We start from the raw sequence: 23,164 nt of genomic DNA, 5'->3' as shown, positions 1-23,164 counted from the left end.
TCGGTGCGGTGCGGTGCGGTGCGGTGCGGTGCGGCGGGGCGGGGCACCGCGGGGGACAGCGTCCCGGTCGGGCCCCTCGCCACCGCGGCTTAGGCTTGAGGGGTGACCTCCTCCGCCCAGACCTCGACGACGGCGTTCCGTCTCGGCGGAATCGGAATCCTGCTCGCGGCCGGACTCGTGTCCGTGACGATCGCCATGATGTTCGGCGGAGCCGCGGCACCGCTGCTCCTGGGAGACCCGGGCCCCTTCGTGCGCTGGGCCCTGCCGCTCGTCAAGCTCGTCATGAACCTCGCCGCGGCCGGCATGCTGGGTTCGCTCGTGCTGGCGCTGTTCGCCCTGCGCAGCGGCGACGACAGCTTCGACGTCGCCCTGAACACGGCCTCCGTGAGCGCCGCGGTCTTCACGATCGCCTCCGGCGTCAGCGGCTTCTTCGCCTTCATGGCGGCCTTCACCCCGGAGCTCAGCGCCGACCCCCTGTTCGGCGCGCAGCTGGGCAAGTTCCTGCTCAACCTGCCCCTCGGTCAGTCGTGGCTCATCACGACCCTCGTCGGCGCCGTCGTGACGATCCTCGCCTTCGCCTGGCGCAGCTGGACGGCGACCCTCATCACCGCGCTCCTCGCCGCGGCATCCTTCGTCCCGCTCGCAACCCAGGGCCATTCGGGCGAGCTCTCAGGCCACACCATGGCCGTCAACTCGATCCTGCTGCACACGGTCGGCGCCGCGGTCTGGCTGGGCGGCCTGCTGCTCGTCGTGCTGCTGCGAGGGCGGGTGCCGGTCTCCGACCTCGTCCGCCGGTACTCCACGCTGGCCATCGCCGCCTTCACGGTGGTCGCGGTGTCGGGAGTGACCCGGTCGATCGTGGCGATCGGCGACTGGGGCTCGGTGTTCAGCCCGTACGGCTTCATCGTCCTGGCGAAGATCGTGCTGCTCGGCGCGATGGGCGTGCTCGGCGCCTGGTACCGCGTGCGCCTGATCCCGAAGCTCGAGAGCGATCGCGCGGCCGGCTGGTTCTGGCTGCTCGTACTGTGCGAAGTCGGTCTGATGGGCCTCGCCTCGGGCGCGGCCGCAGCTCTCGCCCGCACACCGCCCCCCGCCGGCACCGAAGCCGCCTTCGTGCGCACTCCTGCGGAGCATCTGACGGGCACCGCACTGCCCCCGGAGTTCACGATCGACCGCTGGTTCACGCAGTGGAACATCGACATCCTGTGGCTCGTCGCCGCCGGGTTCGGCGTGTTCTTCTATCTCGCGGGCGTGCGCCGCCTTCACCGCCGCGGCGATCGCTGGCCGATCCATCGCACCGTCTTCTGGGTGCTCGGGATGCTGATGCTGGTGTGGGTGACCGGCGGGCCCATCAACGCGTACCAGGAGTACCTCTTCAGCGTGCACATGCTCGGGCACATGATGCTCACGATGGCGATCCCGCTGCTGCTCGTCACCGGCGCTCCGGTCACGCTCGCGCTGCGCGCCATCCACAAGCGCGACGACGGCACTCGCGGGGGCCGCGAGTGGATCATGTGGGCCGTGCACTCGCCCTTCGCCCGCATCGTGACGCATCCCTTCGTCGCGGCCGCCATCTTCATCGTGTCGCTGTGGGCGTTCTACTTCACCGACCTGGTGCGCTGGTCGATGTACGAGCACCTCGGTCACGAGTGGATGGTCATCCACTTCCTCATCTCGGGGTACCTGTTCGTGATGAGCCTGATCGGCGCCGATCCGGTGCCGTACCGCCTGCCCTATCCCGGCCGGCTGATCACGCTCATCGCCGTGATGGCCATGCACGCGTTCTTCGGCATCGCCATCATGATGCAGAGCGGCCTGATGGTGGCCGACTGGTTCGGCTCGATGGGGCGCACCTGGGGGCCCTCTCCGCTCGACGATCAGTACATCGGCGGAGGCATCGCGTGGTCGATCGGGGAGATCCCGACGCTGATCCTCGCGATCACGGTCGCGATCCAGTGGAGCCGCAACGACACCAAGCTGCAGAAGCGTCGTGATCGGCACGCCGATCGCACCGGCGATGCGGAGCTCGAGGAGTACAACGCCCGTCTCGCGCGCATCGCCGAGCGAGACCGGCGACAGGCCGAGCGCGAGGCCCGGTAGCAGGAGCCGGTCCGGGGCGAGCCGACCCCGTCAGTCCTGCGGCGCGGATTCGCCCGGAGACCCGACTCGGATCGAGGCGGAGCCGTCGGGGAGGATCGTGATCGTCCCGTCGACCTGGAAGGGCACGTCCTCCGAGACGGATTCGACGCTGCCATCGAACAGCGACTTGATCTCGACCTCGATGTGAGCGACGGCGCTGGCCGGCGGGATCTGCCACTGCGCGCCGTCTGGCGCGACCGAGACCTTGGGCTGCACGGTGATCGACCACTCCGGCAGGGAGGCGAGCCTGTTGCGCACCTCGAGCCCGAACGGGCAGGCGGTCGGCTGCAGGACCTCCTGCGTCGCGCACTGGGTGAGGAACTCCTCGACGCGCTGCTGCACCACGGCGACGAAGTCGTCCGTCGGAGTCGTCTGCACATCGAGCGGGGTGGTCGCGAGCGGGGTGTCGGCGAGAACGCCCATGCCGGATGCCGTGGAGATCGCGGTGTCGACAGAGACCGCGTACAGCCCCGGCGTGAAGACCAGCATCGGCAGGGGATCGAGCGGCGCGGCATCCGCTCCGGCAGGCGAGATCTGCCCGCGCAGGACCTCGAAGCCGTTCACGGAGAATCTGTCGGCGCCGCGAAGCGTGAGATCGATCACGGCCAGCGGGCTCGTCGAGAACCTCCAGTTCGGGGCGATGCCCGCCCAGCCGTCCTGCTCGACCTGGAACGTGGTCTTTCCCGCGTGCCCGCCCGCTTCGTACGACACGGTGACTGACGTCCGCGCGTCGGCGGTCTTCTCCGAGACGACGGACACGTCGGTGAGCGGAGCGAGGGCGGCGGCGCGCAGCAGGGCCTCCGAGGGGCTGCTCGTGATGCCTGCGGCCTCCAGGGTCGCGCTGTCGATCGCGACGCCGGGGACCCGCAGGGCGTCGGCCGCTCGACCGGCGGAGAGCAGCTCGAGGTAGCGCGTGACGAACGCGGACGGCCCGTAGTACGAGGTGTACAGGGTGGAGATGCCGGCGCCGACCGCGGCGATCAGCAGAACGCCGACGAGAGCGAGGATCGCCAGGTCGGCGCCGAGACGGGAGCGCCGAGGCGCCGTCGTCTCCGCGTGGTCCATGGCGCCAGTCTATGAGCGCGGCCTGGGACGACGCCGAGGGTGACGCCGCGACTGCGGATGCCACGTAGCATGGGGTGCGCCCTGCATCCGTCCTTCCTTCGTGAGTGAGCCGTGTCCTTTCCCGCCCTGTCCGAAGAGCAGCAAGAGCTGTTCCGGCTCATCGAGGACACCAGCGAGCACGTGTTCGTCACCGGTCGCGCCGGCACCGGCAAGTCCACCCTGCTGCAGCACTTCGCCTGGAACACCAAGAAGCAGATCGCGATCTGCGCACCGACAGGCGTCGCGGCGCTCAACGTCGAGGGGCAGACCATCCATTCGCTGTTCCGCCTGCCGATCGGGTTGATCGGCGACAGCGACATCGATCAGAACGACAACACGAGGCGGATCCTGAACGCCATCGAGACGCTCGTGATCGACGAGATCTCGATGGTCAGCGCCGATCTGATGGATGCGATCGACCGCTCGCTCCGGCAGGCGCGCGGCAAGCGGGGAATCCCGTTCGGCGGCGTGCAGATCGTGATGTTCGGCGACCCGTACCAGCTCGCTCCTGTCCCGCCACGCGGAGACGAGCTGGCGTACGTGCGCGACCACTACCGGTCGTTCTGGTTCTTCGATGCGAAGGTGTGGGCGGGGTCTCACGACGAGGGGGCGGGCGACAGCCTCTTCGCGGTCGACACCCGAGCCGAGCTGCACGTCCGCGAACTCGTGCAGATCCACCGTCAAGCCGACGACGGGTTCAAGGCGATGCTGAACGCCGTGCGCTACGGCCGGGTGACCGCCGAGATCGCGGGGGTGCTGAACGCCCAGGGCGCGCGGACGCCTCCCGACCCCGAACCGGGCGAGGTCCCGATGATCACGCTGGCGACCCGCAACGACATCGTGAACGGCATCAACAGCCGTCACCTCGCGGCCCTCCCCGGCAAGGAGCAGACCGCGCGCGCCGAGGTGAGCGGCGACTTCGGGCGCGGTGAGGCCGCGCTGCCGGCCGAGTCGGAGCTGAAGCTCAAAGTCGGAGCGCAGGTGATGTTCCTGCGCAACGACACGGCGATGTCGGGCGAGCCTCCGCGCTGGGTCAACGGCACGATCGGAACCGTCGTGAGGATCCTCGGCGACAAGGTGCGCGTCGAGATCGACGGCGAGGAAGTCGACGTCGAGCCCGCCGTGTGGGAGCGCTTCAGATACTCCTACGAGCCGAGCACCAAGAAGCTCACGCGTGACGTCGTGGCCGAGTTCACGCAGTTTCCGCTGCGGCTGGCGTGGGCGGTCACGATCCACAAGTCCCAGGGCAAGACCTACGATCGCGCCATCATCGATCTCGGGTCGGGGGCGTTCGCGCCGGGGCAGACCTATGTGGCGCTGAGCCGGCTGACCTCTCTCGACGGCCTCTACCTGTCTCGGCCGCTGCGGCCGAGCGACATCAAGGTCGACGAGGACGTGCGGCGCTTCATGCGCGAGGCCTGGGAGGCCAGGTCGACGCCCCAGCTGCCTCAGGCCTAGAGCACGAGGGCAGCTCTCAGGCCGCCGCCCGGGCCCTGTCGAGGTCGTCGAACAGCTCGGTGTTGAAGCGGTACGCGAGGAGCACCTCGCGCGTCACGCGCTCGCGCTCGGCCTCGTCCCAGGGCGCCGCGTCGAGCTGCTCGCGGTACACGTCCTTGAAGGCAGCGGGGTCCGCGATGTCGTCGAACAGGTAGAAGCCGATGCCGTTGGTCTCGAAGCCGAACCGGCGGGCCATCACGCGGCCGATGAAGACGCCGCCCGAGAGGTCGCCGAGGTAGCGCGTGTAATGGTGCGCGATGAAGCCGCCGGCCCAGGTGGCGCCCACCTCGCGGATGCGCTCGACGTAGCGCCGCGTCGTGGGCAGGGGAGCGATCTGCTCGCGCCAGTCGGCGCCGAGCAGGAACTCGAGATCGGCTTCGAGAGCGGGAAGGCGCGTGAGCTTGTCGCTCAGGAAGACGGATGCGACGGCATCCGCCCGCATCCGCTCGCCCGCGCTCTCGAGCGCTTCGTAGATGAAGTAGTGCTGCGCGACGAGGGAGATGTAGTCGTCGCGGGAGCCCTCGCCCTTGAGCAGGTCGGACATGAACCCTGCGCCTTCGCTCTGCGAGTGCGAGCCGGACGACCGCTCGCGAAGGGCTGCGGAGAAGGAGAGGATCTCGGACATGGCTTCAGTGTAAGGGTTACCTAACTTGATATCCAGGGTCCGCAGATCGGCCGGAAAGGTCAGGCGTGCGGGCGAGGTTCCACGCCGAGGCGCTCGCACGCGAACTGGTAGACCGCGACGACCTCTCGCCGCACGGCCGGGCGCTCGGCGATCGGACCGCCGGGCCAGGGGACGCGAAGCACGGATGCTGTCCCGCCGCGCGTGTACGTCCACTCTCCGCCCTCTCCGTCGAACCCGGTCATGGCGGCATCGGTGATCGCGTTCTGCTCTTCCGGTGCGAACGCGCGGGCGATGAGCAGATTGTCGGAGCCGTGGTCGCCGTTCATGTGTCGCAGGACGGCGGTGACGACGTCGGGGTCGAAGAAGTGGGTCACGTCGCCCACCCTAAGCCGTCGCACGATGCGGGTTTTCAGCATCCGCGTTCTAGACTTTGCAGACACGTCTTCCGGGGGTTCCCTTTCATGCAGCTTCTCTCGTCGCGCCGCGTGCGCGCAGCCGCGGCCGGCGTCGTTGCGCTCAGCCTTCTGCTCACCGGCTGCGCCCCCGGCGACTCCTTCACGTACGAACCGCCCGCTCAGGTCGACGGTTCGCTGCCCGACGACACCGTCTCGGCGATGCAGGATGCCGTGACGCACGCGCTGACGGCGTCGGGCGCCTCTGGCGCGATCGTGGGGGTGTGGGTGCCGTGGAGCGGCACCTGGGTGACCGGCGTCGGAAGCCAGAAGCCGGGCGGTGAAGGCGGCGAGCTCAGCACCGACATGTCGTTCCGGATCGCCGACGTGACGCGCCTGATGACCTGCGATGTGCTGTACGCCCTGGCAGACGACGGCACCGTGAAACTCGACGCGCCCGTGGAGGAGTACGTCTCGGGCACGGCGGCGATGGACGACATCACCCTGCTCGACCTGTGCAACGGCACGAGCGGCATCGGCTCCTCGGAGGCCACGGCCAAGAACGCATGGCTGAACACGCCGGCGCGCGAGTGGGCTCCGCTCGAACTCGCCTCGTACGGCCTCGGCCAGGCTCGCACCGCACCGCACACGACGTACCGCGACTCCGACGCCGGATACCTCCTGCTCGGCCTCGCTCTCGAGCGCGCATCGAACCTCACCGCCGCAGAGCTCATCGCGAAGTACGTGGCCACCCCGCTCGGGCTGACGAGTACATCGCTCCCGGCGCCCGCTGCCGCCGCGCCGTCGACCGGAGCCGTCATGAACGGCCACTATCTGTCGGCCGTCGAGGGCGGATACAACTGCGCCGCTCCCGTCGACATCACGACCCTGTCGTCGAGCACGGGCTACACCGATTCCGGCGTCGTGTCGACGATCGACGACCTCGGCCGGTACGCGCAGGCCGAAGCCGCGCAGGCGCTGCGCGACAAGGACGCGAAGCCGGCCCGGTACGGCGCTCCACTGCCCGCTTACGACGGCGCACCCTCGTGGTTCCAGGCCACCGGCGGCGGCTACCTCGCAGGCTCGATGGTCGGGCAGCAGGGCTGGACGCCCGGCTATGCGACCGCCGCATACTCCGATCCCGCGACCGGGTTCACCGTCGCCGTCGCTCTCAACGACTCCACGGCAGGGGCGACGTTCGCCCAGTTCCTGGCGTGGGAGCTCGCAGCGATCGCGTCGAAGGCGCCGGCGGCATCGGGGCAGACCGCACCCGAGTTCGGGCTGCCGTTCACGGCCGAGCAGTACGACCAGGCGATCACCGACGCGGCGATCCCGTGCGTCGCTCCCGCGGAATAACCGTCACCCGATGAGCATCGTCGACAACGCCATCTACGTCGACGGTGTGCGCACCGAGAACCCGCAATCGCTGAGCGAGACGTTCGAGCGCATGCGCGAACGGGGCGGGATGAGCTGGATCGGCCTGTACCGGCCGAGCGAGGAAGAGATCCGGGCCGTGGCCGACGAGTTCGGCGTGCACGAGCTCGTGGTCGAAGACGCCCTCACCGGCCACCAGCGCTCCAAGCTCGAGCGCTACGGCGACATCCTCTTCATGGTGCTGCGGCCTGCGCGCTACCTCGACGCCGCCGAGGAGGTCGAGTTCGGAGAGGTGCACGTCATCGTCGGGCCCGACTTCGTCGTGACCATCCGTCACGCCGAAGCCCCGGATCTCGGGCGGGTGCGGCGGCGACTCGAAGGCGATCCTGCGCTGCTCAGACGAGGCCCGGAGGCAGTGCTCTACGCGATCGTCGACGAGGTGGTCGACGAGTACTCGCCCGTGCTCGCCGGCCTCGAGAACGACATCGACGAGATCGAGAGCCAGCTCTTCGAGCAGGACACCGACGCGACGCAGCGCATCTACGAGCTGAGCCGCGAGGTCATCGACTTCCAGCGCGCGACGCAGCCCCTGGCCGGGATGCTGGAGGCGCTGCTGCGCGGATCGGAGAAGTACTCGGTCGACGACGAGCTGCAGAAGTACCTGCGCGACGTCCTGGACCACGCCCTTCGAATCGCTGACAGGGCGACCACGTTCCGCACGCTCCTCGACAACGCGCTCACGGTCGAGTCCACGATCGTCGCGCGCCGGCAGAACGAGGAGATGCAGCGGATGACTGAGCTGAGCATCCGCCAGAACGACGAGGTCAAGAAGATCTCCGGCTGGGCGGCGATCCTCTTCGCGCCCACTCTCGTCGCCGGGATCTACGGCATGAACTTCCGCAGCATGCCCGAGCTCGACTGGGTGTTCGGGTACCCGATGGCGATCGGGCTCATGCTCGCGATGGGCGGCGGCCTGTATCTCGTGTTCAAGAAGAACGGCTGGTTGTAGAGCGAACCTGAGGGCTCGGTCACTCGCCGTTCGCTCCGGGTGCCCCAGGGCCTGGGCCAGGGCGCACAGGAGCATCGGGCGCGATGTCGATGCGGGTGACGCCGTCGTGCTCGCTCACCGCGATGCGCGGTGCGGCGTCGGCGTCGACCGCGTCGGGTGCGGCGGTGAGCTGATCACGTCGCTTCTCCTCGCGTGTCATGTCGATGTCGCCGTCGGGCGTCTCGTTCGAGTCGTCAGCGTGCAGCATGGTTCGTCTCCTGATCGTCGGTGGTGGTGGTCGGCTTCCGCCCGGCGCTGCGCGAGCGCTGCCAGCGCGCGAGCATGTGGAGTACGACGCCGATGGCGAGCAGCGCGGCGCCGTACAGCCAGACGACCGGCCGCTGCTGGGTGAGCAGCAGGATGCAGGAGCCGATGCCGAGCACCGGGATGGGCGTCCAGATCCGGAAGTGGTCGTGCTCGACGCGGTCGCGCCGCAGCACGAGGACCGACACGTTCGCGCTGAGGAACACGAACAGCAGGAGCAGCACGACCGTCTCTGCGAGCGTGGCGAGGTCGCCGACGAGCGTAAGCAGCATGGCGGCGGCGGTGGTGGTGATGATGGCCACCCAGGGCGTCTTGCGTCGGGGCAGCACACGCGAGAGTGCGTCGGGCAGCAGGCCCTGCTCTGCCATCCCGTAGGTGAGCCTGCTCGTCATGATCATGGTCAGCAGCGCGCCGTTCGCGACGGCGACGAGGGCGATCAGGCTGAACAGCCACGACGGGATGCTGACGCCCGTGGCCTCGACGACCGCGAGCAGCGGGCCGCTGGACTCCTGCAGCTCGGCTGCGGGAAGAGCGATCGAGCTCGCCAGGCCGACCAGCAGGTATACGGCGCCCGCCGTGAACAGTGCCGCGAAGAGTGCGCGCGGATAGGTCCGTCGAGGGTTCCTGACCTCTTCGATCATGTTCGCCGAGGTCTCGAAGCCGACGAACGAGTAGTACGCGATGACGGCTCCGGCGAGGACGGCGAGGGCGGCAGGGGTGCCCTCGGGAGTCTGCGTGAGCCGCGAAGGGTCTCCGCCGCCGGCCGTCACGAAGCCCGCGACCACGACGATCACGATCACGAGACCGCTCAGCTCGATCCCGGTCATCACGAGGTTGGCGCCGAGCGACTCGCGCACGCCGCGGGCGTTGAGCGCTGCCACGATGGCGAGGAACGCGATCGCGACAGGGATCGTCGGCAGGTCGAAGAAGGTGCCGAGATAGTCTCCCGCGAAGGCGATCGCGAGTCCGGCGGCACTGGTCACCCCGGCCGCGAGCATGCAGAAGCCGACGAGGAACGACACCAGCGGGCTTCGGAAGGCGCGCTCGGCGAAGACCGACGCACCACCCGCGCGGGGGTACTTCGTCACCAGCTCCGCGTAGGAACCGGCGGTGAGCAGCGCCAGGAGGAGCGCGAGGATCAGCGGCGCCCACAGCATCCCGCCCACCTTCTCGGACAGCACGCCCATCAGGGCGTAGATTCCGGCGCCGAGCACGTCGCCGAGAATGAAGGCGAACAGCAGCGGACCGGTGATGGCGCGGCGCAGGCGGGTGGGTGATTCGGCGTCTGGGAGCGTCTCGATCACCCGGCCACCGTAGGTGCCGAGCGCGAACGGAGGCGATGGGCTTGACAGCGGAGGGTCATGCGGGCTCGGCTCCTCCGGAATCCGGACATCACGAACACCCCCTGGTCGATCATGCTCGATTTGAAAGCAATATGCAACTAGTTACAGATTTCTCTTGGAAACCGCTATCCAATCGGCTACCGTCGCTGTAGCGGACCTGGGTCCGGCACGAATCAAGGGAGATCACATGCACCACGCACCGACGCGGACGGCGCGCAGCCGCCTTCTGCTGATCACGGCCGGCATCGCGGCCTCGGCCATCGCCCTCGCCGGATGCTCGGGCAGCGGCGGCGGCGAATCCGACGCCTCGGGCGACAAGACCACGATCCGATTCCTCTACGCGACGGGCGACGAGACCTGGAACAGCGTGGTCGACGAGGTCGTCAGCGCGTTCAACGCGCAGAGCGACACGACCGAGGTGAAGCTCGACCCGCTGCCTGCCGGATCCGACTACGCCACCGCGCTGAAGACGGTCGACGCCACCGGCAACTGGCCGGCGGTCGTCGACATGCGCGACACCCTCACGTACGTCAACGCCGGCAAGCTCGCGGGCATCCCCGAGGAGGTCACCGACCTGCTCGAGCCCGACGCGTACGCGGCCGCTGAAGACGGCAAGGTCTACACGGTTCCCTACAGCGCCCTCAACGGCGAGCTGGGCATGAACATCATCTACAACAAGGACTACTTCGAGGAGCACGACCTCGAGGTGCCCGAGACCTACGACGACTTCATCGACCTGCTCAAGGCGATCAAGGACAACGGGGACGTGCCTCTCGCGACGGCGGCCGCCGAGGTGTGGCCGTCGGATCAGCTCTGGAAGCAGCTGGCCGCTCCGGTGTTCGCCGAGTACAGCGACAAGGGCGGGTTCTGGAACGCCGCAGCCGCCGGCGACGCCTCGATGGAAGACCTGAAGGCGCCGCTCGAAGAGCTCAAGAGCATCGTCGACCAGTACGTGCTGCCCGGCTGGCAGTCGACGGCCGATGCGCAGACGACCACGCTGCTCGTGAACGACCAGGCCGTCATGGCGACATCGTCGGCAGGGCTCGGGCGCCTGATGGACATCAACAAGGTCGACCCCGACTTCAACGCGGGCCTGTTCATCGTCCCCGACGAGGACGGCAAGATCAACGTCCTCAAGAACAGCGTCGTCGGAGACACCGCCGGCGGACTCGCGATCTCGGCTCAAGCGGCCGACGACAAGGACGAGTACGCGTCGGCCGTCGAGTTCCTGAAGTACTTCTACTCCGTGGACGCCGCGAACCTGATGGAGAAGAACGGCTGGATCTCGCCGAACATCCTGAAGTCCGATGACGTGAAGCGCAACGACTCGATCCCGGGGGCTGAGGACTTCTTCGGCCTCCTCGAGAACCCGAACCTCGTCTGGTACGAGAACGCGCCGTCGTTCAGCACGTTCAGCTCGGTGAACACCTTCTTCCGGCAGTCACGCATCGAGATGCAGGACGGTCAGACGACGATCGACGAGACGATCGCGAAGGTGCAGGCCGAACTCGAGGCGCAGGTCGCCGCAGCCGGTTGAGCGCACGGGTCGGGGGCGCGATCGCGCCCCCGACCCCGCCCCGGTATCCGACCCCGAAGGAAACAGATCATGAGCACATCCGCAGCAATCCGCCGGCGACCGAGATACGGGCGAGGGCGCCTCGCGATGCTGGGCTTCGTCGCGCCGGCCCTGGTCATCTACCTGCTGATGGTCATCGTGCCCTCGGTGCAGACGCTGCAGCTGAGCCTGACGAACTGGGACGGCATCAGCGCCGGCTACGACTACGTCGGCGTGCAGAACTATCAGGACATCGTCGCCAGCGGTCGCTTCTGGAACGCCGTGCGCAACACCCTGATCCTGGGCCTGGGGTCGGCGCTCATCGTGAACGTGATCTCCCTCGTCGTCGCTCTCATGCTCGACCGGCTGAACCACGCGCAGGGCCTGTTCCGCACGGCCGTCTACCTGCCGGCGCTGGTCAGCGCGTTCATCATGGCGACGATCTGGAAGTACCTGCTCAACTACAACTTCGGCTCGGTCAACACCGTGCTGCGCGACATGGGCCTGCCCGAGTGGGCCAGAGACTGGCTGGGCGACAGCAGCATCGTGCTGTGGGTCATCCTGTTCATCACGTGCTTCACGCTCGGCGGCAACACCACGCTGATCTACCTCGCCAACCTGCAGTCGGTTCCGCAGGAGCTGATCGAGGCCGCCCGCATCGACGGTGCGAGCAGCGCCCAGGTGTTCTGGAACGTCACCTGGCCCATGATCGCGGGCGCCGTGACGGTCAACATGACGCTGGCGATGATCGCCGGCTGGGTCATCTTCGACCAGGTCCTGGTGCTGACCTCCGGCGGCCCCGGCTTCGTGAGCGAGACCATGGCGTTCTTCATCTACAAGGTCGGCTTCGGCGAGTACCGCGCCGGATTCGGCTCGGCCGCCGCGGTCGTGCTGTTCATCGTCGTGATCGTGAGCACCGTTGCCGCGAACGCCTACATGCGCAAGAGGGAGATCCAGGCATGACCGAGACGATGGCCCAGGTCGTGATGGCCGCCGAGAACACGGGGAAGCCCTCGCGTTCGCCGCGCGCACCGCGCGAGAAGAAGAAGTGGACGATCGGCGAGATCGTGGTGATGGGGGTCCTCGCCGTCCTCGTGGTGATCGTCGCGAGTCCCGTGATCTATGCGCTGCTGAACTCGTTCCGCTCGTACGCCGAGATCACGAAGGACCCGATGGGTCTGCCGACCACGTTCACGTTCGACAACTACGTCGCGCTGTTCCAGCAGACGGCGTTCCCCGAGGCCGTGCTGAACACTCTGATCATCACGGTCGGCACCGTCGTGATGCTCGTGCTCATCGTGCCGATGGCCGCATACGGCATCGAACGGGTCGGCGGGCGCACGTCGCGCTTCCTGTACGTGCTGTTCATCGCCGGACTCATGATCCCGTTCCAGGTGCGCATGATCCCGCTGGTAAAGGGCTTCGACGACGTCGGCCTGTACAGCACGCTGCTCTCGGTGATCCTCGTGCATCTGGGTGGGGCTGCGAGCTTCGGCATCCTGCTGTACTGCAGCTTCATCAAGGGCATCCCCATCGAGGTGGAGGAGGCCGCGCACGTCGACGGCGCAGGCCGGCTTCGCACCTTCTGGCTCATCGTCTTCCCGATGCTGCTGCCCGTCACGAGCGCCTTCGTGATCATCCAGTCGCTCGGACTCTGGAACGACTTCTTCATCCCGCTCGTGTTCCTCGACTCGTCGTCGGCAGGCACGATCAACGTGGCGATCAACCGCATGGTGGGCCTGCTCACCTCGCAATGGCAGCTGATCTACACCGGAGCGATCCTGGCGATCATCCCCTCGGTGGCGATCTTCGCGGGCTTCCAGCGCTACTTCATCAAGGGCATGTCGGTCGGGGCGGTGAAGGGATGAGCATCTCGGCACCCTCCCGGCTCGGACGCCTGCTCGGCTACGACGGCGTGATCGCGACGCTGCTGCTCGGCGCGTTCCAATTCTTCCTCGTCTCGCTGTCGTTCATCGCCTGCCTGACGCCCGCTCTCGCCTTCCAGGCCCTCGTCGGCTGGCAGAGCACGCACCTCGCCCTGTGGCTCGGCGCGGCATCGCTGTCGACCGCGGCGCCTGCGCTGCAGGCGCTCGTCACCGCCGCCGCCCCTCTGCTGCGCGGCGACCGCGCCGCAGGCGCCTTCTGGCGCGGGTTCGCGGATGCCGTGCGCACACGGCGAGCGACCGCACTGCTGCCGAGCGCAGCCGCCCTCGTGCTCGGCTACGACGTCGCTCTTCTCGGCGCCGATGGCGCGGTGCTGCTCGGCGCCACGGCGATCGCAGCGCTGGTGTCGGCGGTCGTGATCGCGACGTCGTTCCTCGACTCCCCGCTGCGCGCCGGTGCTCTCCTCATCGCCGCCGTGCGCATCGTCATGCTGCGCCCGCACCTCGCCCTCGCCTGGCTGCTGCTCGCCCTGCTGGCGATCCTGGCGACGACCCTGCCCGTGATCGGTGCGGTGGCATGGCTCTCGGCGCCGGCGCTCGCCGCCGTGGCCGCCGACATCTGCAACCGCAGCCTCGGCTTCGCGTCGGCCCGTGAGCGGGTGGGCGCATGATCGAGCTCTGCGGCTTCACCCTCAGCTGGGGCGATGACACGCCAGCCGCACTCGCGGTCGACGGCGGCCGACAGATCCCGCTCGTCGAGATCTTCACCGCCCGTGAGCAGCGCGCGCGCACCAGCCAGGCCTATGTCCGCTCAGCGGTCGGCTCTCGGCTGCGCGTCATCGACGCGGATGCCGGTGCCACCGGCGCCGTGACTCTGGTGCAGCGCGATCCGGAGACCGGGCTCGAGGTCACCAGCAGCCTGGTCGTCTCCGGCGGCGCCCTGCGCGTGCAGCACACGCTTCGGGCGACCGGCGCGGAGCGGGTCGTCGTCACCGCCGTGACCTCGGCCACCGTCGGGCTGGGGGCGGGCCCCGAAGCCGGCGCCGACTACGAACTGGTGTCGGCACGCAGCGAGTGGCTCGCCGAGAACCGCTGGCACCGGCATCCGCTCGCCGACGTCCTGCCGCAGCTCTCGCTTGCGCTGCACGAGCAGGACGGCCGAGGGCACGCGACGATCACGAGCCACGGCGCCTGGCCGACAGGCGAGCACCTGCCGGTCGGAGCTCTCGTGCATCGCGACGGATCGACGCTCGCCTGGCAGATCGAGAGCGGCGCCGCCTGGCACGTCGACATCAGCCAGGGGCTCGACGGTCTCGCCGTGTCGCTGCTCGGCCCCGCCGATCTCGAGCACCACTTCGCGCACGCGCTCGCCGCGGAGCAGGAGTTCACCACGGTGCCCGTGGCGATCACGGCCGCCGCCGGTTTCGAGCAGGCGATCGTGGCGCTCACCGCGCACCGCAGGGCGATCCGGCGCGTCGACGGACCGGACCTGCCGATCGTCTACAACGACTTCATGAACACGCTGATGGGGCAGCCGTCGTCCGAGGCGCTGCGTCCGTTGATCCGGGCGGCCGCCGAAGACGGCGTCGAGGTGTTCTGCATCGATGCCGGCTGGTTCGCCGACCCGGCCATCGGCGACTGGTGGGACACGGTCGGCGAGTGGCGGGAGGCGCCGAGCCGGTTCGACGAGGAGGGCCTGTCCGGGATCATCGGCGAGATACACGCCGCGGGCATGCGGTCGGGTCTCTGGCTCGAACCCGAGGTGGTCGGCGTGCGCAGCGCGGCGGCGGAGACCCTGCCGGAGGAGGCGTTCTTCCAGCGCTTCGGCGAGCGGGTGCGCGAGCACGACCGCTATCACCTGGACTTCCGCCATCCCGCCGCTCGTGCCCACCTCGACGAGACGGTCGATCGGATCGTGGGCGAACTCGGCGTCCGGTTCCTGAAGCTCGACTACAACATCAATCCCGGTGCGGGCACGGAGCATCGGGCCACGGCCGCCGGCGACGGACTGCTCGGTCACGTGCGCGCGTTCGGGGAATGGCTCGACGAGGTGCAGCGCCGGCATCCGGATCTCCTCATCGAGAACTGCTCGTCCGGTGCGATGCGCGCCGACTACGCGCTGCTGTCGCGCACCCACCTGCAGTCGACGAGCGACCAGCAGGACTTCCTGCGCTACCCGCCGATCGCCGCTTCGGCTCCGGCGTCGATCCTGCCCGAGCAGGCCGGCAACTGGGCCTACCCCGCTGCGGCGATGACGGATGCCGAGACGGCGTTCACGCTCGTGACGGGCCTGAGCGGACGGCTGTATCTGTCGGGCTTCCTCGACTCCCTGCGTGACACGCAGCGCGACCTCGTGCGCGAAGCCGTCGCACTGCACAAGCGGCTGCGCACGGGGCTCGCCGAGTCGGTCCCGTTCTGGCCGCTCGGGCTGCCCGGCTGGGACGACGATGTCGTCTGCCTCGGCCTGCGCGGGCACGAGGAGGCGCTCCTGTTCGTGTGGAGCCGGAGCGGCTCACCGGGCTCGTTCCTGATCCCGGGCGTGCGCACCGCTGAGGAGATCTTCCCCGCGGGGGCGACGGGATGGACGGTCGAGCAGGAGGGCGACGGCATCCGCATCCGATCGGGCGAGGGTGTCAGCGCCCGTGTGCTGCGCGTCGCGGAGGTCGCGTCGTGACCGCCACGATCCGCCCCGGCGAGCTGTTCGTCGACGATCGAGGTGCGGTCGCGCAGCTGCACGGCATCGGCATCCAGCGCGTCGGCGAGCACTGGTACGCGTGGGGAGAGGACAAGACCGCGGGTGATCGCTTCACGGCCGTCGCCTGCTACCGCTCGCCGGATCTCGCGAACTGGGAGTTCCGCGGCGCCGCCATCTCGGCGGGGGAGGGCGACCTCGCTCCGGACCGCATCGTCGAGCGCCCGAAGGCGCTGCAGCGACCCGACGGGCGCTGGGTGCTCCTGCTGCACATCGAGAGCGCGGACTACTCCGACGCCCGAGTCGGCTTCGCCATCGCCGATCGGCCGGAGGGGCCGTACGAGTACCTCGGCAGCGAGCGGCCGCTGGGCAACCTGAGCCGCGACATCGGCGTCTACCAGGAGGACGGCGTGGGCTACCTCCTCTCCGAAGACCGGGATCACGGTCTGCACATCTATCGGCTGCGCGCGGACCACTGCGGGGTCGAGAGCATCGTCGCGACGCTGCGCCAGCAGGATCGGCCGGAGATCGGCTACGAATCGCCCACGCTGGTCCGGCACGACGGCACCTATTACCTCTTCGGCTCCGACCTCACCGGGTGGGACCTCAACGACAACAAGTACGCCACGGCATCCGCCCTCGAAGGGCCGTGGTCGGAATGGTCGGACTTCGCGCCGCCGGGAAGCCGCACCTTCGACTCGCAGGTGAGCGTCGTTGTGCCGGTCGGCGATGGGCACGTGTACATCGGCGACCGCTGGCTGCGCGACGACCTGGCGTCGTCCGCTCCCGTGTGGCTTCCGCTGCACATCGGCGACGGCGCGGCGCGGCTGGACTGGCGCGACGAGTGGAGCATCCAGGAGATGACGCGATGACCCCCCGACCTCGCGCCGTCATCGCCATGAACCCGCCGGCGCTGGCCGACAACCTCTTCGGCCCTCATCGCGCCAGGCTCGCCTCTCTCGTCGACGTCCAGGGAGACGTGCTCACGGAGTTCGACAGCGATCACGCGCGCACACTGCTCGCCGACGCCGAGATCCTGCTCGCCGGCTGGGGCTGCCCGCAGGTCGACGCCGCGGTGCTGGAGCGGATGCCACGGCTCGCCGCGGTCGTCTTCGCGGGCGGTGCCGCGGGCGCCGTGCTCGACACCGTCGAGGCCGTGCGCCGCGGCATCGTGTTCACGAACGCCGGCGAAGGCAATGCGCAGGCAGTCGCCGAGTACACAGTGGCGACCATCGTGCTCGCCGGCAAACGGGCGAGGTACGCGGAGCAGATCTACCGACGAGGGCGCGCGTTCGTCGACCGGGAGGCCGAGCTCGTCGACACCGGCAACTTCGGCCGCACGGTCGGACTCGTCGGCGCCTCGCGCATCGGGCGCCGCGTCGCGCAGCTGCTCATCCCGACCGACGTGAGGGTGCTGGTCTACGACCCCTACGTCTCGGCAGAGGAGGTGCACGAGCTCGGGGCGCAGAAGGTCGCGCTCGACGAGCTGCTCGCCGCCTCCGACATCGTGTCGCTGCACGCGCCGGCCTCCGCGGAGACCGATCACATGATCGGCCGTCGGGAGTTCGCGCTCATGCGCGACGGCGCCGTGATCATCAACACCGCCCGCGGTTCGCTCATCGACCACGAGGCGATGCGCCCGCACGTGCGGGACGGGCGCATCGACGCGATCCTCGACGTCACCGAGCCCGAGCCGCTTCCCGCCGATGACGAACTCTGGAGCCTGCCGAATGTGACGCTCACGCCGCACATCGCGGGGGCGACCGGCAACGAGCTGCATCGCCTCGGACGCGACGTCGTCGACGAGGTCGGGCGGTACGTCGCGGGCGAGGCCTTCATCGGATTCGAGCGCGTGCCCGGAGTCGTGTGATGCTGACGCCTCGCAACCCGATCCTTCGGGGGTTCAACCCCGACCCGTCGATCCTGCGCGTCGGCGAGGAGTACTTCATCGCCACGAGCACGTTCGAGTTCCACCCCGCAGTGCGCATCCACCACTCGACGAACCTGGTGGACTGGACGGTCCGCGGGCACGCCCTCGAGCTGGATCTGCGCGGCGTGCCCGACTCCGGCGGGGTGTGGGCGCCGAGCCTGACCTTCGCCGACGACCGGTTCTGGCTGGCCTACTCGATTGTGCGCACCATGGACGGCGATGACAAGGACATCGACAACTACCTCGTCACGTCCGAGAGCATCGACGGGCCCTGGAGCGAGCCCGTGCACCTCGGCTCGCGCGGGTTCGACTTCTCGTTCTTCCATGACGACGACGGCACGCACTGGATCGTCGGCGTGCAGTGGGATCAGAGGCCGGAGCATCCGTCGTTCGGAGGGCTGGTGCTCGAGCAGTACCTGCCGGACGAGCGGCGCACCTCCGGCACGGCCGTTCTCATCCACCAGGAACCGACTCTCGTCGAGGGACCGAACCTGTATCGCATCGGAGGCTGGTACCACCTGCTGATCGCCGCCGGCGGCACGGGGTGGAATCACGCGGTCACGGCGGCCCGCTCGCGCCACCTTCTCGGTCCCTACGAGCGCGACCCGCAGCCCTTCGTGCTCACGAGTCGCGACGCGCCGGGCGCTCCGCTGCAGAAGGCGGGCCACGGCGAGCTCGTGCAGACGGCGCAGGGCGAATGGATGCTGGTGCACCTCGCGAGCCGGCCGACACTGCATCTCGGCGAGAGGTACAGCACCCTCGGGCGCGAGACCTGCCTGCAGCCGGTCGTGTTCGACGACGAGGGCTGGCTCCGTCTCGCCGAGGGTGGGCACCACGCCGCCATCGGCGCCGGCGACGTGCAGGAGCGATCGTGGACGGACGACCTCGACGGCCCCGAGCTCGACACGCGCCGGTGGTCGACTCTCCGCGCCGCGCTGTCCGGCGCGTCTTCTCAGGTGCGACCGGGGTGGCTGCGGCTGCGCGGCGGACACTCCACCGCATCCGTCTTCGATCAGTCCACGATCCTCACCCGCGTCGAGGAGCACGAGACCGACTTCTCCGCGGTGATCGATGCCGAGCCGACGTCGACCAGGGAGAGCGCGGGCATCATCGCCTGGTACGACCGCGCAGGCTGGATCCAGCTGCAGGTCACCTGGGACGAGGAGCACGGCAGGCACCTGCGGGTGGTGTCCCGCGACGGTGCGCGCACCGTGCGCTCCGACGCGGTGACCGTGCCCGAGGGCGTGCTCGAGCTGCACGCCTGGCTCCGCGGACCGGAGCTGACCTTCGGCTGGGCGGGCCCCGACGGCGTGGTGCGGCGGATCGACGGCGGGTATCCGGCGTGGACTCTGTCCGACGACCACGGCGGTCGGCTGCGCTTCACCGGCATGTTCCTCGGCCTGCGTGCAGACGACCTCGACGGCCGCGGCTGGGCGGCCGATTTCGACCGGGCACGGCTGCGATCACGCGGCTGATACCGACACACACCTCCCGCGACACTGAAAGAGAGATCGACGATGATCCGCACAGTCCGACGGGCGCTCGGCGCCCTCGCCATCGGAGCGGTCGTGATGAGCGGCGCCCTCGTGCCGGCGCCGGCATCGGCCGAGGTGCCCGCTGCCGCGACATCCGCCGTCCCGGCATCCGCGCCTCCGGCGATCACGCAGACGGTCAGCGACGCAGGCTTCACCCACCCGGGGATCGGGTTCTCGGCCGACCATCTCGACACCATGCGCACGCAGGTGCTCGCCGGCGTCGACCCGTGGAAGAGCTACTACGCGGCGATGACGCAGACGAAGTACGCGTCGAAGGACTACCGTGCCGAGAACGCGCAGCCGGGGACCGACCTCCCGAAGGACGACGCCTATGCCAGCGTCGGCATGCGGTCGATGGCGCTGCGTGACAGCATCGGCGCCATGACGCAGGCCCTGGAGTACGTCGTCACGGGCGACGAGCAGTACCGGGCGAACGCCCTGCATGTGCTCCGCACCTGGAGCAGCCTCGATCCGGCAAAGTACGCCTATTTCGCCGACGCGCACATCCACACCGGCGTCCCGCTCTACTACATGCTGATCGCGGCAGAGCTCGTGCGCAGCACAGAGCCGGCGAGCGCCGAGCTCGACGGCTACGACCTCCGGTGGACCGAGGACGACGAGCAGCGCATCGAGGACAATCTGATCCACCCGGTCCTCGACACGTTCCTGTACTCGAAGAACCGGCTCTGGAACCAGCACCTCTACGGGGTGATCGGAATGATCTCGGCCGCGATCTTCCTCGACGACGCCGAGTTGTACGCCGAGCGAGTCGAGTGGTTCACGGTGAACGCCGGGTATGAGAGCGAGCACGACCTGTACGGGGGCGACGTCAACGGCGCCCTCGCCTCGATCTTCCGCGAGGTCACCGCCGACGCCCCGGGGAACACCACCGGCGCGGCGTTCGTGCAGCACAGGGAGATGCTCCGCGACCAGGCGCACGGACAGGGAGACGTCGATCTGCTCGTCGCCCTCGCGCGCATCGTCGACACGCAGGGCACGCGGATCGATCCGGTGCACGGCACTGTGTCGGATGCCGCGGACGCGGTGTCGCCGTACGCGTTCCTCGACAACAGGATCCTCGAAGGGGCCGACGTCTTCGACGCGTTCATGATGGGTGAAGAGGTGCCGTACATCCCCGCGACCGAGGGCGGCTCCATCTCGCAGGCCTACCGCGGCCGGCTGCAGGACCCGCTCAGCGAGGCGTATCTGCAGTACCGCTATGTCGCGGGCGTCGACGTCGCCGCAGAGGCTCCGTATGTCGCCGAGCTGTACGAGCAGCGCGACGGGCCGCTCTACTACTACGGCACCGGTGTGCAGAACTTCTGGAACGACCGCGGCTCCGACTACACCGGCGCGGAGTACTGGGTCGCGTTCCCGGCCGAGCTCGCCGACGAGGCAGGCGCGGCGGCGCCTCTTGCCAGCAGCGCGGAGCTGTCGGTCAGCACGTTCGGACGGCCGCTCGACGGAGGTGCGCAGCGACGAGCGGATGCCGACGGCACCGGCTACATCCGCCTCGATGCCGCCGCCGAGGGGCAACTGGCGGTGCGGCGCGCGGTCTGGGCGGACCGCGGCAAGACCGCGCTGGTCGGGGTGAAGGTGCGCAGCGACGGCGCCGCGAGACTGGAGGCCTCGCGCACCTCCGGCGAGGAACCGTTCGCCGAGGTCGTCGTTCCCGACACCGGCGGCGAATGGCGCTACGTCTGGCTCGACATCGCCCTCGAGAGCGTCCCCGCGGCCGTCGGGGACAACATCGTCTTCCTCCGCGCCGGCGGATCGGATTCGCACGTCGACGTCGCGTCGGTGCTCGCGCAGGCGAACGGCGTGCTCACCCCGCCCGTGTTCGCCGACGCGCCCGCGCTCGACCTCGTGGCCGTCGCGGACGAGACGTGGACGCGGGCCTTCGCCGCCTCGGACGCGGGAGGAGGGGCGCCCGCGCTGACGCTGCAGAACGCGCCCGCCGGGGCGGTCCTCGACGAAGGAACCGTGTCGTGGACGCCGGAAGAGCCGGGGTCGACCGAGTTCGTGGTCGCCGCGTCGGACGGCACGGCGGTGACCGCGCTGCCGGTGTCGATCGTGGTGGCGGAGGACCGCCCGGCTGCGATCGGCGTGATCGACGGCCGCGTGGCCGCGGCCGAGACGTACACCTCCAGCAGCTGGGCCGCGTACACGGCCGCGCGCGAGGAGGCGGTGCAGCAGAGCTCCTCGGCGGACGATGCGGCCTTCGCGCGCCTGCTCGACGGACTCAGCGGCGCAGCATCCGCCCTGGTTCCGCTCAGCCCGAGACTCGCCGACGGCTCTCTCGACTACCGGACGCTCGTGTCTGCCCCGCCGCTCACGGCGGCGCAGCTGAGCGCGCTGGTCGACGGCGACAACCAGACGACCTGGGGAGATCAGAAGGTTCCGAGCATCGTGTTCGACTTCGGGGCCGGCTTCCGGGTCTCCGCCCACCGCTTCGGCTTCCAGGCGCGCGACACGTTCGCCAATCGCGCGGAGGGCACTAACGCCTACGGCTCCGACGACGGCGTGACCTGGACGCTGTTGACGGCGCATCCCAACGTCGGGCAGGACGCCTCTCTCGAATGGATCGATGTGCGACCCGAGGTCCGGGATCTCGCCTTCCGGTTCGTGAAGCTGCAGGTCGACGAACCCGGCGTGCCGTCGGATCCGGCGTTCCCCGGCATCTGGAGCATCGCCGATCTGCGCATCGACGGCGTGCGCAGCGAGACCGTCGGCTCGATGCAGACCGTGTCGCTGTCGTCGTCCGACGCCGAGGCCAGACGGGTCGTCGATGGAGACCAGGTCCGGCTGCGGATGACCGGACCCGAGGGCAACACCGACGTCGCAGTGCGCATTCTGGGTGCGGATGCTCGTGTGGAGTCTCCACACGCAGGGGAGTGGGTGGCCACTGCGACCGTCCCGACGGGCCTCGAACGAGGAACTGCGGTCACATTCACGGCCGACTTCACGACTCCGGATGGGCGTGCGGCCGACACGATCTACGCCACCACGGATGGCACCGGCCTCGTCGTGTCGACGGACCGCGGTCGTATCGACGACGCGTTCGCAGGCGCCGCCGTGCTGCGGCCCGACGGCGTCGTCGATGCGGCCTGGACGCAGTACACCGCGAAGATGTTCGACGGGGACGCGGCGACCCATTCCGACACCCGGCTGAACTCCGGCCTGTACGGCAATGTCTGGGACTTCGGACCCCGCGCGACCGCGTCGCTCACCGGCGCCGAGCTCCTCGTGCGCCAGGACGGGTACGGGACGTCGAGGATCGCCGACATGCGACTGGAGGGCTCGAACGACATGGCGACGTGGACACGTCTGACGCCGGCGGCTCCGGCGAAGACCCTGGCGTGGCAGCAGTGGACCGTCACGGATGACACGCCGTTCCGGTACGTCCGGCTCGTGAACGGTCAGATCCTCAACGTCGCCGAGCTCGTCCTGTTCGGCGCCACCCAGCCGGTCTGGGACGCCGCGACGGTTTACGACTCGGGAGATCGCGTCTCGTACGGTGGTGTGGTCTACGTCGCCCAGTGGTGGACCAAGGGTCAGGTGCCGGGATCCACGACCACCGGATCGTGGATGGCCCAGGGTGCTCTGGTGCCTGCGGCGGGCGAGGGCGTGCGGACCTGGACACAGTCGTGGGTCTACCGGAACGGCGATGTCGTGGAGTTCGGAGGACACACCTACCGTGCGAGGTGGTGGGCCCGCGGTCAGCAGCCTGGTGCGGCGAACGGCCCCTGGCAGGACCTGGGTGCGTACTGACGATCGCAGCGC

At 69.2% G+C, this 23,164-nt stretch carries 18 protein-coding genes; 13 read left to right on the top strand and 5 right to left on the bottom strand.

What is annotated here, in order from left to right; all coding sequences use genetic code 11:
• Positions 1–195: 195 nt before the first annotated feature.
• Positions 196–2,100, top strand: coding sequence for a cytochrome c oxidase assembly protein (locus tag RS84_RS07990; RefSeq protein WP_082062119.1), 1,905 nt, complete (start codon positions 196–198; stop codon positions 2,098–2,100).
• A gap of 30 nt (positions 2,101–2,130) precedes the next feature.
• On the opposite strand, the gene RS84_RS07985 is transcribed toward RS84_RS07990, so the two are convergent.
• The gene (locus RS84_RS07985; RefSeq protein ID WP_045257247.1) at positions 2,131–3,204 is read right to left on the bottom strand and encodes a hypothetical protein; all 1,074 of its coding nucleotides are present in this window, start codon (positions 3,202–3,204) and stop codon (positions 2,131–2,133) included.
• 111 nt (positions 3,205–3,315) lie between these two features.
• On the opposite strand from RS84_RS07985, the gene RS84_RS07980 reads away from it, so the two are divergent.
• On the top strand, positions 3,316–4,701 hold the full coding sequence (locus RS84_RS07980) for an ATP-dependent DNA helicase (protein WP_045257246.1): 1,386 nt from the start codon (positions 3,316–3,318) through the stop codon (positions 4,699–4,701).
• A gap of 16 nt (positions 4,702–4,717) precedes the next feature.
• Here the strand turns inward: RS84_RS07980 and RS84_RS07975 are convergent, their stop codons facing one another.
• Both RS84_RS07975 and RS84_RS07970 read right to left on the bottom strand, forming a co-directional pair.
• Complete coding sequence (locus tag RS84_RS07975; RefSeq protein WP_045257245.1) at positions 4,718–5,365, bottom strand: heme oxygenase (biliverdin-producing); 648 nt, start codon at positions 5,363–5,365, stop codon at positions 4,718–4,720.
• A gap of 59 nt (positions 5,366–5,424) precedes the next feature.
• Entirely contained in the window at positions 5,425–5,739 is a 315-nt protein-coding gene (locus tag RS84_RS07970) for a DUF2470 domain-containing protein (RefSeq protein ID WP_200891997.1), read from the bottom strand.
• A gap of 87 nt (positions 5,740–5,826) precedes the next feature.
• Between RS84_RS07970 and RS84_RS07965 the strand changes: the two genes are divergently transcribed.
• A complete protein-coding gene (locus RS84_RS07965; RefSeq protein ID WP_045257244.1) occupies positions 5,827–7,113 on the top strand; it encodes a serine hydrolase domain-containing protein in 1,287 nt (428 codons plus the stop codon).
• Between the two features lie 10 nt (positions 7,114–7,123).
• Positions 7,124–8,140: a magnesium/cobalt transporter CorA gene (gene corA / locus RS84_RS07960; protein WP_045257243.1), complete on the top strand. Its 1,017-nt coding sequence runs from the start codon at positions 7,124–7,126 to the stop codon at positions 8,138–8,140.
• A gap of 19 nt (positions 8,141–8,159) precedes the next feature.
• Here the strand turns inward: corA and RS84_RS07955 are convergent, their stop codons facing one another.
• Both RS84_RS07955 and RS84_RS07950 read right to left on the bottom strand, forming a co-directional pair.
• Positions 8,160–8,387 carry a hypothetical protein gene (locus tag RS84_RS07955; RefSeq protein ID WP_045257242.1) on the bottom strand — a complete coding sequence of 76 codons (228 nt, stop codon included), beginning with the start codon at positions 8,385–8,387 and terminating at the stop codon, positions 8,160–8,162.
• Positions 8,374–9,747, bottom strand: coding sequence for an APC family permease (locus tag RS84_RS07950; RefSeq protein ID WP_045257241.1), 1,374 nt, complete (start codon positions 9,745–9,747; stop codon positions 8,374–8,376). Before RS84_RS07950 ends, RS84_RS07955 begins: the two co-directional genes overlap by 14 nt.
• A gap of 226 nt (positions 9,748–9,973) precedes the next feature.
• Here RS84_RS07950 and RS84_RS07945 point away from each other — a divergent pair, with 226 nt between their 5' ends.
• The 9 genes from RS84_RS07945 (at position 9,974) to RS84_RS19720 (ending at position 23,152) form a co-directional block, all read left to right on the top strand.
• Positions 9,974–11,323 carry an ABC transporter substrate-binding protein gene (locus tag RS84_RS07945; protein WP_045257240.1) on the top strand — a complete coding sequence of 450 codons (1,350 nt, stop codon included), beginning with the start codon at positions 9,974–9,976 and terminating at the stop codon, positions 11,321–11,323.
• Positions 11,324–11,392: 69 nt separating this feature from the next.
• On the top strand, positions 11,393–12,304 hold the full coding sequence (locus RS84_RS07940) for a carbohydrate ABC transporter permease (protein ID WP_045257239.1): 912 nt from the start codon (positions 11,393–11,395) through the stop codon (positions 12,302–12,304).
• The gene (locus tag RS84_RS07935) at positions 12,301–13,209 is read left to right on the top strand and encodes a carbohydrate ABC transporter permease (RefSeq protein WP_235281428.1); all 909 of its coding nucleotides are present in this window, start codon (positions 12,301–12,303) and stop codon (positions 13,207–13,209) included. Before RS84_RS07940 ends, RS84_RS07935 begins: the two co-directional genes overlap by 4 nt.
• On the top strand, positions 13,206–13,895 hold the full coding sequence (locus RS84_RS07930) for a hypothetical protein (RefSeq protein ID WP_045257238.1): 690 nt from the start codon (positions 13,206–13,208) through the stop codon (positions 13,893–13,895). Before RS84_RS07935 ends, RS84_RS07930 begins: the two co-directional genes overlap by 4 nt.
• Positions 13,892–15,898 carry an alpha-galactosidase gene (locus RS84_RS07925; protein ID WP_045257237.1) on the top strand — a complete coding sequence of 669 codons (2,007 nt, stop codon included), beginning with the start codon at positions 13,892–13,894 and terminating at the stop codon, positions 15,896–15,898. The genes RS84_RS07930 and RS84_RS07925 overlap by 4 nt, the downstream gene beginning before the upstream one ends.
• Positions 15,895–16,788, top strand: a complete 894-nt coding sequence (locus tag RS84_RS07920; protein ID WP_045257236.1) for a family 43 glycosylhydrolase — start codon at positions 15,895–15,897, stop codon at positions 16,786–16,788. Before RS84_RS07925 ends, RS84_RS07920 begins: the two co-directional genes overlap by 4 nt.
• The gene (locus RS84_RS07915) at positions 16,785–17,786 is read left to right on the top strand and encodes a hydroxyacid dehydrogenase (protein ID WP_045257235.1); all 1,002 of its coding nucleotides are present in this window, start codon (positions 16,785–16,787) and stop codon (positions 17,784–17,786) included. The genes RS84_RS07920 and RS84_RS07915 overlap by 4 nt, the downstream gene beginning before the upstream one ends.
• Complete coding sequence (locus tag RS84_RS07910) at positions 17,786–19,321, top strand: family 43 glycosylhydrolase (RefSeq protein ID WP_045257234.1); 1,536 nt, start codon at positions 17,786–17,788, stop codon at positions 19,319–19,321. Before RS84_RS07915 ends, RS84_RS07910 begins: the two co-directional genes overlap by 1 nt.
• Positions 19,322–19,363: 42 nt before the next feature.
• Positions 19,364–23,152 carry a carbohydrate-binding protein gene (locus RS84_RS19720; RefSeq protein ID WP_045257233.1) on the top strand — a complete coding sequence of 1,263 codons (3,789 nt, stop codon included), beginning with the start codon at positions 19,364–19,366 and terminating at the stop codon, positions 23,150–23,152.
• Positions 23,153–23,164: the final 12 nt, after the last annotated feature.

Origin of the sequence: Microbacterium hydrocarbonoxydans (assembly GCF_000956475.1) — a bacterium.
Lineage (GTDB): Bacteria > Actinomycetota > Actinomycetes > Actinomycetales > Microbacteriaceae > Microbacterium > Microbacterium hydrocarbonoxydans_A.
This window is presented reverse-complemented; position numbering and strand designations above follow the sequence as displayed.